The organism is Streptomyces sp. 4N509B (genome assembly GCF_052245655.1).
Lineage (GTDB): Bacteria > Actinomycetota > Actinomycetes > Streptomycetales > Streptomycetaceae > Streptomyces.
This window is the reverse complement of the sequence record NZ_JBQQBZ010000035.1, coordinates 35108-49098: the sequence shown is the minus strand read 5'-3', so window position 1 is coordinate 49098 and position 13991 is coordinate 35108. Positions and strand designations below refer to the sequence as shown.

Below are 13991 nucleotides of genomic sequence, written 5' to 3'. Positions count from 1 at the left end.
AGCAGCGGCCGTCAGGGCGTGCCTACGCCGAAGGTCCAAGTCAACCCTCCCCAGCTCGGTGAGCGCTGCCAGCGTATCCGCACGCCAGTCCAGCACACCCCGCATGAGCCTGCTGACCGCTGAGGAAGCCCGCACCAGCCTGACGCAAGCGCTGGTCTCCACCGGTGCCCTCCGCACCCCCGGGTGGCAGGCGGCCTTCGCAGCCGTGCCCCGCGAGGTCTTCGCTCCCGCCTTCTCCGTCCGCACCAGCTCGGGCATGCGCGACTACACCCTGGCCGACCCGGACTTCTGGTCCACGGTGTACAGCGACGACTCCCTGATCACCCAGCGCGACACCGAAGGCACCGCCACCAGCAGCTCCAGCCAGCCGTCACTGATGGCCCGCATGCTCGAAGCCTTCACCGTCAGCGAAGGCGACCGGGTACTGGAGATCGGCACCGGCACCGGATACAACACCGCGCTGCTGTGCCACCGCCTGGGCGCCGAACACGTCGTGAGCGTGGACATCGACCCGGCACTGACCGAAGCAGCCCGCCACAAGCTCGGCAGCATCGGCTACGAGCCAGAGATCATCACCGGGGACGGCACCGCCGGCCACCCCGCGAGGGGGCCCTACGACGGCATCCTGGCCACCTGCGGCGTCCACCGCATCCCCCGCGCCTGGCTCCACCAGCTCCGCCCCGGCGCCGTCATCGTCACCAACATCGGCGCCGGCATCGTCCGCCTGGTCATGCAGGACGACGGCACCGCCACAGGCCGCTACCTCCCCGAAGAAGCCGGCTTCATGCCCGCCCGCCCCACCAACGACCACACCACCCCCACCCCAGCCCACTACACCGCACAGATCGTCAACGCCCCCGGCCACACCCGCACCGAACCCCTCCCCGTACCCCCAGAGAAGGCCGCCGACTTCTACCACTCCTGGGCACTCAGCCGCACCATGGAAGTCGTACTGCTCCACCACGACGTCCTGGGCATGACCCTCCACAACGCGGACACCACCATCCACGGCCTCATCCACCCACCCACCCAGTCCTGGGCCCGAGCCATCCCCAACACCACCGGCACCACCGCCGACGTCACCACCGCCGGCCCACGCGACCTGTGGACCGAACGCCTCGACCTCCTCACCCCCTGGCTCCACGCCGGACGCCCCCGGACCCGCCGCCTACAGCCTGACCGTGAACACCACAGGCAAGCACACCCTGCGGCGGGAACCCGACAACCTCACCTGGACCTTCTGAACGAACCCACCGCAAGGACCTTCGCCCGACCGGGACAGGATGGAGACGTCAGTCGACAGCGGACGTCCGTGACCTGCCAGGCAATCCCGACGTGATCGGCTGTACCAGGAGCGTCGTACCCGTCAGCTCGGTAGAGCACCACCCCCGCGTCGCCGGTCTCGAAAGCCAACGGCAGCCCAGCCTGCCGCAGCGCCTCCACCACCGGCCTCACCAGGTCCTCCGGCAGCCGCTGCTGCCCTGGGGTGGGCGTGACAGGACCCACGCCGGGCGCGGCAGAAATCGGCGAGGACGCCTCGTGTGCGGCCGACTTCTTCGTCCTGCCGCCATCCTCACGCGGCCAGCACCCACGGCGCAGCGCCTTGACCGCACCGTCACCCCATTCCCCGCAAGCTCTCACGCGGCTCGCCAGCGCGGGCACAGCCGCCGGATGTGACGTTCTCCTGACATCAGGACCGCACAGTCTCAGTTCTGGTCTCATTCAGCGGCGTCCAGCCCAGACCATGAGCCTTATGGTGGGCGTCGCCGTCGCAGGTCAGTACGGCTCGGGGCCGTCACGGACACCGGGACGAACAGTTGGAAAGCGTGTTGGGTTCACACCCTCACGAGTTCGAATCTCGTATCCTCCGCTCAGCTCTCACCGGGCTGCACGAAGGGTCCGACCGTATCGCGGCCGGACCCTTCGTCGTCCCGTGGTTGCAGTTTTGGTTGCATTTACATCGGCATATTTGGGTCATATCGTCCATCGCGCCGCCGCGCCCCACTCCGTCACCCTTGCGCAAGGGGGCGGCACACGCCCTTGGTCGCCCTTTGTGGGAGCCGGGGTTCACTCGTGCGCGTGAGCGGGAGCCGTGAATGCGTAAAAACGGGAGTGGAGCGTGCGTGAAACTGGGATGCTTGAGCGATGAAACCCACCTACCAGCCTCGTTTGGTCGATGCGCTCATCGGTGAGCTCCTCGCGGAAGTACCCGCGGTGTCGCTGGTCGGCCCGCGCGCCTCGGGTAAGACCACGACCGCACGGCAGCATGCGCATTCCGTGATCCACCTCGACCAGCCTGGCGTCGCCGAGGTCTTCCGTACCGACCCCGACGCGGCGCTGCGGGGCCTTGCCGAGCCGGTGCTTCTGGACGAGTGGCAAGAGGCTCCCCAGGTACTCGGCGCGGTCAAGCGCGCCGTCGATACGGACCCACGACCTGGCCGGTACATCCTGACCGGATCGGTCCGGGCCGAGCTCGACGCGCATACCTGGCCGGGCACCGGACGGGTCATCCACGTGCCCATGGCCGGCCTGACCATGCGAGAGAAGGTGGGGGAGACCGAACGCCCGCCCTTTGTCGACCGGATCGCCGCGTCCGGACTGTCCGGACTGCGCCTGCCCGAGCGCGTCCCCGATATTCGCGACTACGTCGATATGGCGCTCCGGGGCAGCTTCCCGGAGCCGGCGCTAAGGCTGTCGGACCGCGGCCGTCGCCGCTGGTTCGATTCCTACGTCCAGCAGCTGATCACCCGGGACGCCGCCGCCGTCGAACCCCGCAGAGACCCCGAGCGGCTGCGCCGGTACTTCGAGGCACTGGCCCTGAGCACCGCCGGCGTCGTCGACCACACGACGCTCTTCCAGGCCGCCGGGATCGACCGCAAGACCGCCCTCGCCTATGAGCGTCTGCTGAGCAACCTCTTCGTCCTCGACATCACGCCCGCCTGGTACACCAACAGGCTCAAGCGCCTCGGACAGCACCCGAAGCGCTATCTCGTGGACCCCGCCCTGGCCGGCGCCGTGACGGGAGCCGATGCCGACACCGTGCTGCTCGACTCAGACCTGCTCGGCCGCCTCATCGACACCTTCACCGTCGCCCAACTCCGCGCCGAACTCCCGCTCAGCGATCACCATCCACGCATCTACCACCTCCGCCAGGACGGCGGGCGGCGGGAGATCGACGCACTCATCGAGCTCTCCGGGCACCGCGTCATCGCCCTGGAGATCAAGTCCTCCGGCAATCCCAGCCGCTCCAGTACCCGCCACCTTGCCTGGCTCCGGGACCAACTGGGCGACCGCTTCGTCCACGGACTGCTGCTGCACACCGGTCAGTTCATCCAGGAGCTCGACGACCGCATCAGCGCGGCACCCGTCGCCACCCTCTGGTCCTGAAGACGGCAACGGCACGGCAGCCGTGGTTGCAGTTCTGGTTGCGTTCGTATCGACACACTCTGGATGGGAGGCCCCGCCTGTTCCTCTTCAGACGCCTGACCTCTACCCGCCGATGCCTGCTGGTTGCCGGATGGCCGGCCTGGGCAGCTCTGAGGGCGAGCACGAGCGTCGGGAGGGGAATCGTGGCACGGAGGAAGTGGCTGGCCGGACACTGCTGAAGGCGTACCAGGACGCGAGGAAGGCCAAGGCCGCCGCCGAGCGGCAGGCGAAACTGGCGCGAACCGAGGTGCTGAAGGTCGAAGCAGTGGAGCGCACGACGCAGATGCGGGAGCGGATCCAGTCCCTTGAAGGGGTCCTCCTGCATCGGCCGACGAGTCTGTACAGTCACCGGACTGCCGTGGAGAACGCCTTCAACAGCAACGGACCGGACGGCCTGGTCGAAGCGCTCGGAGGAGCCCTGGCGGAGCTGCCCGATTCAGAGAGTCTGCGGGGTGAGTGGCGTGCCGTGTTCGCGCCCGAGACACGAGAACTGGTCGTAGAAATGGACCTTCCAGGGCAGGAGGTCGTGCCCGCGGTCGCGCAGTACCGCTTCAAGGCCACCGCACCGGCCGCAGTCGTCCCCCAGCCCAGAAAAGAGGTGGAGGTAAAGCAGCAGTACTCACGCCTCGTCGCCCGTCTGGCACTGCGCGCCATCAACGAGGTGCTGGCCGCCAGCCCGCCGTCGCTAGTCGATGTCGTCGCCTTCAACGACCACGTCCGGAGCAAGAACCGGGCCACCGGGAAGGCCATTCGCCCCTGCCTGGTCAGTGTGCGCAGCAGTCGTGCGACTTCGAGGACCTTGTGCTGGACGAACCCGCGCTCGACCCGGTCCAGTGTCTGCGCCACCTCAACGCCATCGTTTCTCAGCACCCCTACGACCTCGAACCGGTCCGCCCCGTGGTCACGTTCGACCTCAGCAGGTACAAGTTCGCTCCCGAAGTGGATGTCGTGGCCGGACTCGACAGCAGACCGGACTTGATGACGCTGGATCCCATCGAGTTCGAGCACCTCATCCGTCGGCTCTTCGAGGCGACCCGATGGAGGCCGCCCAGCGGGGACGAGTCGGCTTCCGGTGGGACCTCTGAGCGCGGACTGTTGGCTCCGTCTTCAACGGTCGGTCCGGGACGGCGCACCGTCCAAAGAATTCCTCCGTCCAAAGAATCCCTCCACCTCCTCCAGGACGAACCAACGTCGCCTCACACCCCACCGCCGAGCTCAACCAGGAGACCCGCCACCTCCACGGCGCGCACCCGCGGCTCCTGGCCCCGCCTGGAGCCAAGCACCAACGGCCCGAGGCGAGGTACCTCCACATCCCCTTTCGCACCGCACCCGGCGACCGGCACCTCACCGACGACGAACGGGCCGGCGTCGCCCGCCGCGTCCTCCACGCCGCCCGCCACCTCGACACCCTCCCCACCGTCCTGACCCACGCGGACGAGCAGACGGCCACCGACCACATCCACGCCTTCGGCACCCTCTTCGACGCCGCAGCCGATGCCGTGCCCGTCCCGATCGCGCTGACCAGCTCTCCCGGCAGCACCAACGCCATCGGGCTGCGAGCACCGCGCCGCACACCGTCCAGGAGAGGGTCCCGCCGCCTACGGCAACGGCCTCCGAAGAGCCCGAGGCCGCGCGCTCGGGTAACGCGACCGTCATCGCGGCGTTCGCCGGCAGGACTCAGCGCCGGGTTCGGGTGGTGACTGTGGCGAAGGCCGCGACCAGTGCGTTGGCGTGGCCGTGGCCCAGGCCGTGCTCGGCCTTGAGCCAAGCGACGAGTTCCATGTGCTTGGTCAGCGGTGACGCGCGAACGATGTCGCGCCACTCCTCTATCGGTCGGCCGTACTTCTTCTCGATCGCGGGGAAGTAGCTGGCGGGGCCTTTGGCCGGTGTGGTCACGGGGGAGGTCTCCTGTCGGTCGGCGGTGGTCATCGTGCGGTGCCGCGGGCGGCGGAGCAGGGGCGCTGCTGCCGCGCGGGGAAGGCCAGGCGGGTGGCGACGGCGCTGAGGCCGAGCAGGCCGAGCCCTGCTCCGGCGGTGAAGGCCGCCGCGGTCACGGCGGAGGCCGCGAAGCCCGCCAGGACCCCGGCCGGCAGGAGGCGAGCGACGAGCGCCCAGCCGCGCTGTCGGTGTGCGGCGAAGTGCCGGGCGAGCACGAGGAACGCCGCGCACAGCGCGAGATAGCCGACCGAGCCGGCCAGCATGTGAATGGCGCCGTGTCCACTCAGCGAGGTGGCCCTGCCCTCCGGGGTACCGGCGGGAAACCCGGCCCCCGGGTCGGCGCGGAAGACCCCGGCGAGCAGGAAGGAGACGCCGAACGCACCGAGCAGCCGGGGCACCCAGGTGCCGCCCGGAGCGTCGCGTAGCGCCTGGCGCGTCGCCACTGCACCGCCGATGACCAGCAGGCCGGTGAGGAGGAAGGCGGTGACCTGGATCCAGCCGAGGGGGCCGAGGCTGAGCTGGCTGAGGGCGTTGCGGGTGAAGTCGAACCCGTCCCGGGTCAGTCCCTGGGTCAGGCCCGCCGCGAGGAAGAGCGGGCCTGCCGCGACGCCGGCGGCGGACGCGAGCCGGGGCACCGGGCGGGCCGGGGGCACGTCGAGAGCGGCCGGGGGCACGTCGCGAGTGGCGGAGGGCATGTCGCGAGTGGCCGGGGGGTCGAGCGTCTGGGACATGAGAGGTCCTTCCTGGTCATGGCTGTGGAGGGCGGCCAGTCGGGTCCACTCGCCGCCGAACGCGACGTTAGCTTGTCTTTTGCAAGTACACTTTGTCAATCGCATCATGGGTTAGGATTTGCACCATGGCGACTCGGGAGTACAAGCAGTTCTGCGGCCTCGCCCGCGCGATGGAGATGGTCGGCGAGCGGTGGTCGATGCTGATCGTCCGCGACCTGCTCAACGGACCCCGGCGCTACACGGACCTGCGCAGGGGACTGCCCGCCATCCCCACCAACATCCTCTCGACGCGTCTGAAGCAGCTCGAAGAGGCGGGACTGGCCACCCGGCGCGCGGTGTCGCACCCCGAGCGCGCGGTCGTCTACGAGCTCACCGACTACGGGCGGGACCTTGAGCCGGCGCTCGTCGCGCTGGGCCGCTGGGGTGCCCGGACGATGACCGAGCCCCGCCCGGGCGAAGCCATCACCGCCGAATCGGTGGCCATGTCGTTCCGTACCACCTTCCGACCCGAACGGGCCCGGGGCGCCACCGTCGGCTTCGAGGTCCGCATGGGCGGGTTCACCATCAGCGCGCAGATCACCGACGGTGCGCTCACCGTCGGCATCGGCACGCATCCCGCGCCCGACCTCGTCGTCGAGCGTCTGTCCGGCCACCCGGTCCGCGAGCTGATGAGCGGCAGCAGGACCGCCGACGAGGTCCTCGCCGACGGCAGCGTGCGCGTGGACGGCGATCCCGCTCTCCTCGGCCGGTTCGCCGAGATGTTCCGCTTCTGATCAACGCTCCTTCCGAGGACGCCGGAAGAAGAGCTCGCTCTCCGGCGCGCTGAGAACGGCACACGGACGGGGTCGGCAACGTCAGCCCGCCGCGCCCACGGACTGGGCCAGCGACTGGCTGTGTCTCGACGGCCCGCCCGCGAGACCAAGCGTGGGTGGCTGATCAGGTGAGGCCCGCGACGCCGCGACGGGCGGCGCCGCGGGGTGGGCGGGTGTCCGTGTCGACGGACGGCCTGCCCGCCGCCGACCGGTTCGACTGGTGGGGGCGGTTGATGCGGGAGGAGGTCATGGGGGTGACGATGACCAGCGAACGTCCCGCGCGCTTCCGTGCCGGACTCGAGAGCATCGACCTCCCGACCGTTGGAGGCCACCTTCCGCGGCGATGGCCGCCCGGTCCGGGTGGGGATGATCCGCCTGCCCAGGGCGCTGCTGCCGTTTCCCTTCGACGCGCTGGACCGGCTGCTGGCCGAGCGCCTGCCCGTTCAAACCGGGTCGGGCGCGCTGCTGGCCCAGTACCTGTCCGGACTCCTGAAGCGCGCGTCGGAGTACGGACCGGCCGAGCTGGTCGGGCTGGGTACCGTCGCGGTCGACCTGGCGGTGACGCTCCTCGCCGGACGGCTGGACACCGCCCATGTCGTCCCGCCGGAGAGCCGCAGGCAGGCACTGCTGGCCAGGATCGACGCCTTCATCGAGCGCAACCTTCACGACGCCGACCTGCGCCCGGCCGACATCGCCGCACACCACCACATCTCCGTGCGCACGCTGCACGAACTGTTCCGGGAAAGGCCGGAGACGGTCGGTGCGACGATCCGCCGTCGCCGGTTGGAACACTGCCGGTCCGACCTCGCGGATCCGCGGCTGCGGCACAGGACGATCGGGGAGATCGCGCTGGGGTGGGGGTTCCGCCACCCGTCGGACTTCAGCCGGGCCTTCCGCGCCGCCTACGGCGTGCCGCCCGGAGGATTCCGGCAGGCGGCACAGGCGGCACAGGCGGCACAGGCGGCGCAAGCCACGCAAGCGGCACAGGCGGCACAGGCGGCACAGGCGGCACTGCGCGGTGCGCCGAACGCGCAACGGGTGCGCTGAGCGACAAGTAACACCGCACGCGTAGCTGATTCCCCGCCGACGGAGCGGTGCCACGATGCGAGGGAACGGGGAGCGGGAGCGGGGAGCGGGAGAACGGCGCCTGGCGTCGTACGCAGCCCCTTCTCCTCCCGTCTCGTCCCGTCCCGTCGCGGTCGTCGACATCCGAGGTTCTCTGGAGGGGCGCATGGAAATTGGGACGACACTGGTGGTGGTCGCGGCCGCGCTGTACCTCCTCCCGACGTTCGTCGCGTTCGGCCGGGGTGTTCGGAACGCAGGTTCGGTACTGGTCGTGAACCTGTTCCTGGGGTGGACGCTCGTGGGCTGGGTGGTGGCCCTCGCGATGGCCGCGCGGTCATCCGACGGTCGCCCGCGATCGATGCGCTGACGGTGACCGAGAAGGGCACCCCGGCTGCTGCGCGGTCTCGAGCGGTCACTTCGCGGCCGATTCCCGCTTCACGACTCAGGGGCCGGCAGGATCAACGACGATCTCGACGCCGGAGCGGCCCGGTCGAGGCCGCGGCCAACGCCCGCCACCGCGCCCGGCTACCCCCCGTTGACCGAGGGGGGACGTGGCCTCTCCCGTCGGTCACCACCGCTCGGCGCGTCCGACCTACGCCATGGACGGGAACCGCAGCTCAGGCCGCACTGCCCGCCCGTGCGCCCGCGGTGGTGCTCGCTGTCAGGGGCCGTACGGAACGGCGGACGCGCACGGCCGCCGTCAACGGAGGCTCGCAGGCGCATACTGGTCGCAATGAAGAAGCCAGTCGCGCCGAAGCGCCGCCACTTGCCCACCAGCCCCTTCAAGACCCCGGTGACGCCACCCCCCGAGCAGTTCGCGGTGGGCGACCAGGTGACACACGACATGTACGGTCTCGGCCGAGTGATCGGCATCGAGGATGACGTCGCGGCTCTCGTCGACTTCGGCTCGGTGCGAGAGCGGATCCCGAGCCCCTACACCAAGATGAGCAAGCTGTAGGACGGCGGTGCCCGGTCACGGCGGCCGGGCTCCCCTCATGCCTCATGGCTCTGTGACGGTCGAGAGGACTCTCGTCAACCAGCGCTCAGCCCTCACCGGGCTGTCACGAGGGCCCCGACCAGGATCGTGGTCGGGGCCCTCGTCGTCTCCGCCTCAGCTTCCGTCCCGGCTGTCCGTCTCAGCTGTCCGTCGGAGTCCGGCGCCACGTGGGTGGTGGGCCGCCGCGCCTCGCGGAGGCGGCGTGACCCTCGTCACGGGCTGGGCGGGGTCAGAGGTTGAACTCGGCTTCCAGGTCAGCCAGTTCGAGGCCCATGCCCTCCAGGCTCTCGAACTTGGTGAACTCCTCGGTCCGGTCGTCCCACTCGATCGACAGGGTGTCGTCGCTGGTGAGGGTGAACGTGGTGTTCGCCACGCTGCCGTCGGAGCAGGTGAGGAGCACCGGCTCCCAGTCAAGGCTGCCCTGGAGCCCGGTCGGGCTGGTGCAGGTGGTGCCCGTCGCCTGGTCCCCCCACAGGACGGCGTTCTCCGTCGTGTAGACCTCCAGGTCACCGGAGGTCCACAGGGCGTACCAGGCGCCGCCGCCACCGCCACCACCGCCGCCACCGGCCTCGGCCTCGGCCTCGGCACCTTCACCAATACCGCCGGTGGTCTCCAGCTCCAGGTCGGACAGTTCGCCCGCGCCGTTGCCGCCGGTGAGGCCACCGGTGGGCGGGCCGCCGTCGCCGTCGTCGCTGCAGCCGGCGAGGAGCAGAGTGGCCGCAATCGCCGCTGCCGGGGCGATGAGTCGCATACGCGTGTGCACTGGTTGTTCCTTGTTGTTGGTTTGACGAGATGGGTGATCGGGGCGGGACCCAGGCTCAGTTAGCGGGAGCCGGGGTCGCCGACGCAGACGACGTGGGACACGCCGGGGCGGAGTACGGGCCGGGCCAGTACCGTGCGGGTGGTCGGGCCGCAGGTGCGGTCGGGCCCGGTGCCTCGTCTCTCCTGAGCGTCCTCAAGGGGCGTCAAGGACGGCCTCGGTCAGCGGGTCGGTCTCCCCCGCCGGTGGCCGGCTCGTCTGCGCACTCGCAGTTCTCCACCGCACGCTGGCCGCACCAAGGCAGGCCACTCGCACGGCCGTGGCCGTGCCGGTGACGAGAAGCTGCGCATGATTCCCCCTGGTAACGCCACGTTCCCCCTGTGGCACGTGGCGTTGGAACCATCCTCGTGAGCACGCTTTCCTCTGGCTTTCACGGGACGCACGTCGCGCGTCGCACGTCGCGCGTCGCACGTCGTCGTCCCGGCTCGGAAGTCCTGTCCCTGACGTCCGCGGCGACCTGCCGTGATCACCCGGCTCGATCCGGACCCTCACGGCGGGGCGCGGAAGGTCGGCGTGTGGTCCGTCACCGTGGTGCCGTCCAGGACTGCCGGCGTCGGCGGCTCCCGGCGGCCCGCACGGGTCTTCGTGGCCGCCGGCCTTCTCGCAACGCCCCGAGCCTCCGTGAGTCACGGATCACGGGATCACGGGATCACGGGCTGCGATACGTGCGTTTCCACTGCTGGCGGTGTCGTCGGTCACCCTTGCCCCCTGCCGTTGAGGGACAGCAACGCGGTCAGCGGCGTGCCGGTGTTCCGCCGGCCCAGCAGGTCCCGGTGGACGGCCAGGCCGTCGTTCTGGACGACCGTCCCCAGGAGGTACGGCCAGATCGTCGACCACGAGGCGGCGGCGACGCTGACCAGCAGGATCCCACCGCCGACCGCCCAGTTCCCTCGCCCTCCCCACCCCCTGCGAGCCGACGTGCGGCGCTCGCGCTGCGTGGCCTTCGCGTCCCCCTCCGTCACCGTGTCCGAGCACGAGCGGGCACCCCCTCACGCCTTGCACAGAACGCGCCGCCTGGCGTCAGGGAGGAGAGGACACGCCTCCGCGAGAGCTGAACGCCGGCGGGGGCGCCGGGTTCGGTGGTACGTCCCGGACATCGGCTCCGGGACGTACCACCTACGAGAGGCCGTCCCCGGCGCCGCCAACGCCCGACGCGGCGTGGCCGGCGGAGGGGGCGGAGGAGGCGGAGGCGCGGCGGCCGCCTCGACGGGCGGAGGCCCGGCCCTCCTTCCGGGTGGTAGCGCCGCCTGTCGCCGCCCTGGCTCCGCCACCGTTGCGGAGTCGGCGGCCGGCTCGCCTGCCGGGCTTGGCGCCGGGCTTCCGGTCCGGGCGGGACGCCGTCGGCGTCGCCGGCCGGGGGGCTTCGATGACGACGGCGACACCGGAGGGCTCACGGGCGCCGGTGAGGGTGGCGAGGTCCGCGTCTCGCGAGGTGACGCGGGCCGTCCGGGGGCTGATGCCCGCGTCCGACATGAGCCGGGTGATGTCCCGTTTCTGGGCGGGCAGGACCAGGGTGACCACGCTGCCGGAGCCGCCGGCGCGGGCCGTGCGGCCACCCCGGTGGAGGTAGTCCTTGTGGTCGGCGGGGGGATCGACGTTCACGACGAGGTCGAGGTCGTCGACGTGTATGCCCCGCGCCGCGACGTTCGTCGCCACCAGGGCGGTGACCTCGCCCTTCCTGAACTGTTCGAGGGTGCGGTTCCGCTGCGGCTGCGAGCGGCCTCCGTGCAGTGCCGCGGCGCGGACGCCGACGGCCAGGAGCCGCTTGGCGAGCCGGTCAGCGGACCTCTTGGTGTCGATGAAGAGGATGACCCGGCCGTCGCGGGCCGCGATGCGCGTGGTGACGGCCTTCTTCTCGGTCTCGTCCACGACGTGGAGGACGTGGTGATCCATGGTGGTCACCGCTCCCGCCGACGGGTCCACGGAGTGCACCACGGGGTCGGTCAGGAACCGCTGCACCAGGCGGTCGATGGTGCGGTCCAGGGTGGCCGAGAAGAGCATGTGCTGTCCGCCGGGCCGTACCTGCTGTATCAGCCGGGTGATCTGCGGCAGGAAGCCCATGTCGGTCATCTGGTCGGCTTCGTCCAGCACCGTGATGCGGACGTCGCCGAGCACGCAGTCCCCGCGTTCCACGAGGTCGTTGAGCCTGCCGGGAGTCGCCACCACCACCTCGGCGCCGCGCCGGAGCGCACCGGCCTGCTTGGTGATGGACAGCCCGCCGACCACGGTGGCCAGCCGGAGGCGCACGGCCGTCGCGTAGGGGGTCAGCGCGTCGGTCACCTGTTGGGCGAGCTCGCGGGTGGGCACCAGCACGAGGGCGAGGGGGGCCTTGGGCTCAGCGCGCTGTCCGGCCGTGCGGGTCAGGAGCGCCAGCCCGAACGCGAGGGTCTTGCCCGAGCCCGTACGTCCGCGTCCCAGCAGGTCGCGGCCGGCGAGCGAGTTGGGAAGGGTGGCTGCCTGGATGGGGAAAGGGCTGGTCACGCCCTGCGCGGTGAGGGTCTTCAGCAGCTCTTCGGGCATTCCGAGAGCGGCGAAGTCCTCGACGGCGGGAAGCGCGGGTGTCGTGCTTTTCGGCAGCCGGAACTCCTGCGGCGACGACGCGGAGGGTGGGGGTGACGGGGTGCGCGGGTTCGGCTTCTGGTGCCTGCGGGACGTGCGGGATGTACGGGACGTGCGGGGCATGCGGTTGTCTGCCTTCCTGTAAACCACACAAACCGGGGTCCGCACCATGACGGTGCGGACCCCGGTGAGCGGATACGCGTCCCTCGATCAGGCGGGGACGATGTTCTCCGCCTGCGGGCCCTTCTGGCCCTGCGTGACGTCGAAGGAGACCCGCTGGCCCTCCTGGAGCTCACGGAATCCCTGGGCCGCGATGTTCGAGTAGTGGGCGAAGACGTCGGGACCGCCGCCGTCCTGCTCGATGAAACCGAAACCCTTTTCGGAGTTGAACCACTTAACGGTTCCCTGTGCCATGACTTTCTCCTTCTGTAGGCAGAGGCCCCATCCGGAGATTACCGGGAACAAACTAAAGCGCCTGAAGGAGAAGCATTCCCGTCAGGCGCTCATAGATTCATGGGTACCACAACTGCGACACTTGAACTCTAGCACAGCCCGGCGGCCCGTGGTGGACCAACGGTGCGCGCCCGGCGTTCCTCACAGCCTCTCGATCACCGTCACGTTCCCGCCCGGCCGCCGCCGCGAGGGCCGGGCGGGCGGCATCGAGCCGTGCCGTACACCGACCGGGGCGCTCGCGGATGTTAGGTATGCCTTACCTTAGTGCGCGTGACAGTGACATCAGGGGACGCCGCCCCCGTCGCCTCCGCCGTCCCCGCCGCCCTCCGGGCCGACGAGGTGCGGGCCGGGTACCGGGGTGCGGTCGTGGTGGAGGACGCCTCGGTGCGGCTGAGGGCCGGGCGTGTGACCGCGCTCATCGGGCCCAACGGCAGCGGGAAGTCGACGCTGCTGCGCACCATGGCCGCGCTCCATCCCGCGATGGCGGGGAGGGTCACGGTCGACGGCGACCGCGCCGGCGACGGCACGGGCGGCGGCATGGGTGGTGGCACCTCCGTCCGTGACCTCGCCCCGCGCGAGCTCGCCCGCCGCGTCACCCTGCTGTCCCAGGCACGTCCGACGCCCGGTGGGGTGACCGTGCGGGAGGTCGTCGAGTACGGGCGGCATCCGCACCGGCCCCGGTGGGGGTCGGGGGACGCCGAGGGGCCCGAGGTGGTGCGGCGGGTCATGGAGATGACGGGGGTGACGGAGCTCGCGCTCCGGCCCGTGAACAGCCTGTCCGGTGGCCAGCTCCAGCGCGTCTGGCTCGCGAGCTGCCTCGCCCAGGACACCCCGGTGCTGCTGCTCGACGAGCCGACGACCTTTCTCGACCTGCGCTACCAGGTCGAACTGCTGGACATCGTCCGCGACCTCGCCGACCGCGACGGCATCGCGGTCGGCCTGGTGCTGCACGACCTCGACCAGGCCGCCGCGGTGGCGGACGACGTCGTGCTGCTCGTCGACGGTCGCGTCGCGGCCGCCGGGCCGCCCGCCACGGTGATGACCCCCGAGCTGCTCACCCGCGCCTACGGCATCGACGTCGACGTCAGCCGCCACCCCGTCTCCGGCCTCATCCACACCCGGGCCCGCGCGCGCCATCACGACCGCCTCGGCGCCCCGCTCCCGTAACCACCGCACACGCACACGCACAC

General features: G+C 70.7%; 16 protein-coding genes. 8 read left to right on the top strand and 8 right to left on the bottom strand.

Features of this window, described 5'->3' with window-relative positions; translation table 11 throughout:
• The first annotated feature begins 103 nt into the window (after nucleotides 1-103).
• The 3 genes from ACTWP5_RS25775 (at nucleotide 104) to ACTWP5_RS25765 (ending at nucleotide 4405) form a co-directional block, all read left to right on the top strand.
• Nucleotides 104-1339 carry a methyltransferase domain-containing protein gene (locus ACTWP5_RS25775; protein WP_443223510.1) on the top strand — a complete coding sequence of 412 codons (1236 nt, stop codon included), beginning with the start codon at nucleotides 104-106 and terminating at the stop codon, nucleotides 1337-1339.
• Between the two features lie 806 nt (nucleotides 1340-2145).
• Nucleotides 2146-3387: an ATP-binding protein gene (locus ACTWP5_RS25770; RefSeq protein WP_443223509.1), complete on the top strand. Its 1242-nt coding sequence runs from the start codon at nucleotides 2146-2148 to the stop codon at nucleotides 3385-3387.
• A 130-nt stretch (nucleotides 3388-3517) separates the two neighbouring features.
• Nucleotides 3518-4405, top strand: a complete 888-nt coding sequence (locus ACTWP5_RS25765) for a hypothetical protein (protein ID WP_443223508.1) — start codon at nucleotides 3518-3520, stop codon at nucleotides 4403-4405.
• A 217-nt stretch (nucleotides 4406-4622) separates the two neighbouring features.
• Here ACTWP5_RS25765 and ACTWP5_RS25760 read toward each other — a convergent pair whose 3' ends face one another.
• The 3 genes from ACTWP5_RS25760 to ACTWP5_RS25750 all read right to left on the bottom strand — a co-directional run bounded on the left by ACTWP5_RS25760 (nucleotide 4623) and on the right by ACTWP5_RS25750 (nucleotide 6095).
• Nucleotides 4623-4889, bottom strand: a complete 267-nt coding sequence (locus ACTWP5_RS25760) for a hypothetical protein (RefSeq protein WP_443223507.1) — start codon at nucleotides 4887-4889, stop codon at nucleotides 4623-4625.
• 214 nt (nucleotides 4890-5103) lie between these two features.
• Nucleotides 5104-5322 carry a DUF4287 domain-containing protein gene (locus ACTWP5_RS25755; RefSeq protein ID WP_443223506.1) on the bottom strand — a complete coding sequence of 73 codons (219 nt, stop codon included), beginning with the start codon at nucleotides 5320-5322 and terminating at the stop codon, nucleotides 5104-5106.
• 29 nt (nucleotides 5323-5351) lie between these two features.
• Entirely contained in the window at nucleotides 5352-6095 is a 744-nt protein-coding gene (locus ACTWP5_RS25750) for a DUF998 domain-containing protein (RefSeq protein WP_443223505.1), read from the bottom strand.
• A 125-nt stretch (nucleotides 6096-6220) separates the two neighbouring features.
• Here ACTWP5_RS25750 and ACTWP5_RS25745 point away from each other — a divergent pair, with 125 nt between their 5' ends.
• Nucleotides 6221-6868, top strand: a complete 648-nt coding sequence (locus ACTWP5_RS25745) for a winged helix-turn-helix transcriptional regulator (protein WP_443223504.1) — start codon at nucleotides 6221-6223, stop codon at nucleotides 6866-6868.
• A gap of 163 nt (nucleotides 6869-7031) precedes the next feature.
• Here the strand turns inward: ACTWP5_RS25745 and ACTWP5_RS25740 are convergent, their stop codons facing one another.
• Nucleotides 7032-7157: a hypothetical protein gene (locus ACTWP5_RS25740; protein ID WP_443223503.1), complete on the bottom strand. Its 126-nt coding sequence runs from the start codon at nucleotides 7155-7157 to the stop codon at nucleotides 7032-7034.
• A gap of 71 nt (nucleotides 7158-7228) precedes the next feature.
• On the opposite strand from ACTWP5_RS25740, the gene ACTWP5_RS25735 reads away from it, so the two are divergent.
• From ACTWP5_RS25735 to ACTWP5_RS25725, 3 genes are all read left to right on the top strand, one after another.
• Nucleotides 7229-7954, top strand: a complete 726-nt coding sequence (locus ACTWP5_RS25735; RefSeq protein WP_443223502.1) for a helix-turn-helix domain-containing protein — start codon at nucleotides 7229-7231, stop codon at nucleotides 7952-7954.
• Nucleotides 7955-8138: 184 nt separating this feature from the next.
• Nucleotides 8139-8339 (top strand): superinfection immunity protein, encoded by a 201-nt coding sequence (locus ACTWP5_RS25730; protein WP_443223501.1) that lies wholly within the window; start codon nucleotides 8139-8141, stop codon nucleotides 8337-8339.
• Between the two features lie 366 nt (nucleotides 8340-8705).
• Nucleotides 8706-8930: a hypothetical protein gene (locus tag ACTWP5_RS25725; protein ID WP_443223500.1), complete on the top strand. Its 225-nt coding sequence runs from the start codon at nucleotides 8706-8708 to the stop codon at nucleotides 8928-8930.
• 268 nt (nucleotides 8931-9198) lie between these two features.
• Here the strand turns inward: ACTWP5_RS25725 and ACTWP5_RS25720 are convergent, their stop codons facing one another.
• The 4 genes from ACTWP5_RS25720 to ACTWP5_RS25705 all read right to left on the bottom strand — a co-directional run bounded on the left by ACTWP5_RS25720 (nucleotide 9199) and on the right by ACTWP5_RS25705 (nucleotide 12762).
• On the bottom strand, nucleotides 9199-9732 hold the full coding sequence (locus tag ACTWP5_RS25720) for a hypothetical protein (protein WP_443223499.1): 534 nt from the start codon (nucleotides 9730-9732) through the stop codon (nucleotides 9199-9201).
• A gap of 752 nt (nucleotides 9733-10484) precedes the next feature.
• Nucleotides 10485-10751: a hypothetical protein gene (locus tag ACTWP5_RS25715; protein WP_443223498.1), complete on the bottom strand. Its 267-nt coding sequence runs from the start codon at nucleotides 10749-10751 to the stop codon at nucleotides 10485-10487.
• Nucleotides 10752-10905: 154 nt separating this feature from the next.
• On the bottom strand, nucleotides 10906-12471 hold the full coding sequence (locus ACTWP5_RS25710; protein WP_443223497.1) for a DEAD/DEAH box helicase: 1566 nt from the start codon (nucleotides 12469-12471) through the stop codon (nucleotides 10906-10908).
• Between the two features lie 87 nt (nucleotides 12472-12558).
• Nucleotides 12559-12762 (bottom strand): cold-shock protein, encoded by a 204-nt coding sequence (locus ACTWP5_RS25705; RefSeq protein ID WP_018549505.1) that lies wholly within the window; start codon nucleotides 12760-12762, stop codon nucleotides 12559-12561.
• 315 nt (nucleotides 12763-13077) lie between these two features.
• Here ACTWP5_RS25705 and ACTWP5_RS25700 point away from each other — a divergent pair, with 315 nt between their 5' ends.
• Entirely contained in the window at nucleotides 13078-13968 is an 891-nt protein-coding gene (locus tag ACTWP5_RS25700) for an ABC transporter ATP-binding protein (protein ID WP_443223531.1), read from the top strand.
• Nucleotides 13969-13991 lie beyond the last annotated feature (23 nt).

What these genes read in the sequence shown, in the direction of transcription:
- ACTWP5_RS25705 (WP_018549505.1), bottom strand. Translation starts at nt 12,762, where the DNA reads ATGGCACAGGGAACCGTTAAGTGGTTCAACTCCGAAAAGGGTTTCGGT.
- ACTWP5_RS25765 (WP_443223508.1), top strand. Translation starts at nt 3,518, where the DNA reads ATGGCCGGCCTGGGCAGCTCTGAGGGCGAGCACGAGCGTCGGGAGGGG.
- ACTWP5_RS25750 (WP_443223505.1), bottom strand. Translation starts at nt 6,095, where the DNA reads ATGTCCCAGACGCTCGACCCCCCGGCCACTCGCGACATGCCCTCCGCC.
- ACTWP5_RS25745 (WP_443223504.1), top strand. Translation starts at nt 6,221, where the DNA reads ATGGCGACTCGGGAGTACAAGCAGTTCTGCGGCCTCGCCCGCGCGATG.
- ACTWP5_RS25725 (WP_443223500.1), top strand. Translation starts at nt 8,706, where the DNA reads ATGAAGAAGCCAGTCGCGCCGAAGCGCCGCCACTTGCCCACCAGCCCC.
- ACTWP5_RS25740 (WP_443223503.1), bottom strand. Translation starts at nt 7,157, where the DNA reads ATGACCTCCTCCCGCATCAACCGCCCCCACCAGTCGAACCGGTCGGCG.
- ACTWP5_RS25770 (WP_443223509.1), top strand. Translation starts at nt 2,146, where the DNA reads ATGAAACCCACCTACCAGCCTCGTTTGGTCGATGCGCTCATCGGTGAG.
- ACTWP5_RS25775 (WP_443223510.1), top strand. Translation starts at nt 104, where the DNA reads ATGAGCCTGCTGACCGCTGAGGAAGCCCGCACCAGCCTGACGCAAGCG.
- ACTWP5_RS25730 (WP_443223501.1), top strand. Translation starts at nt 8,139, where the DNA reads ATGGAAATTGGGACGACACTGGTGGTGGTCGCGGCCGCGCTGTACCTC.
- ACTWP5_RS25710 (WP_443223497.1), bottom strand. Translation starts at nt 12,471, where the DNA reads ATGCCCCGCACGTCCCGTACATCCCGCACGTCCCGCAGGCACCAGAAG.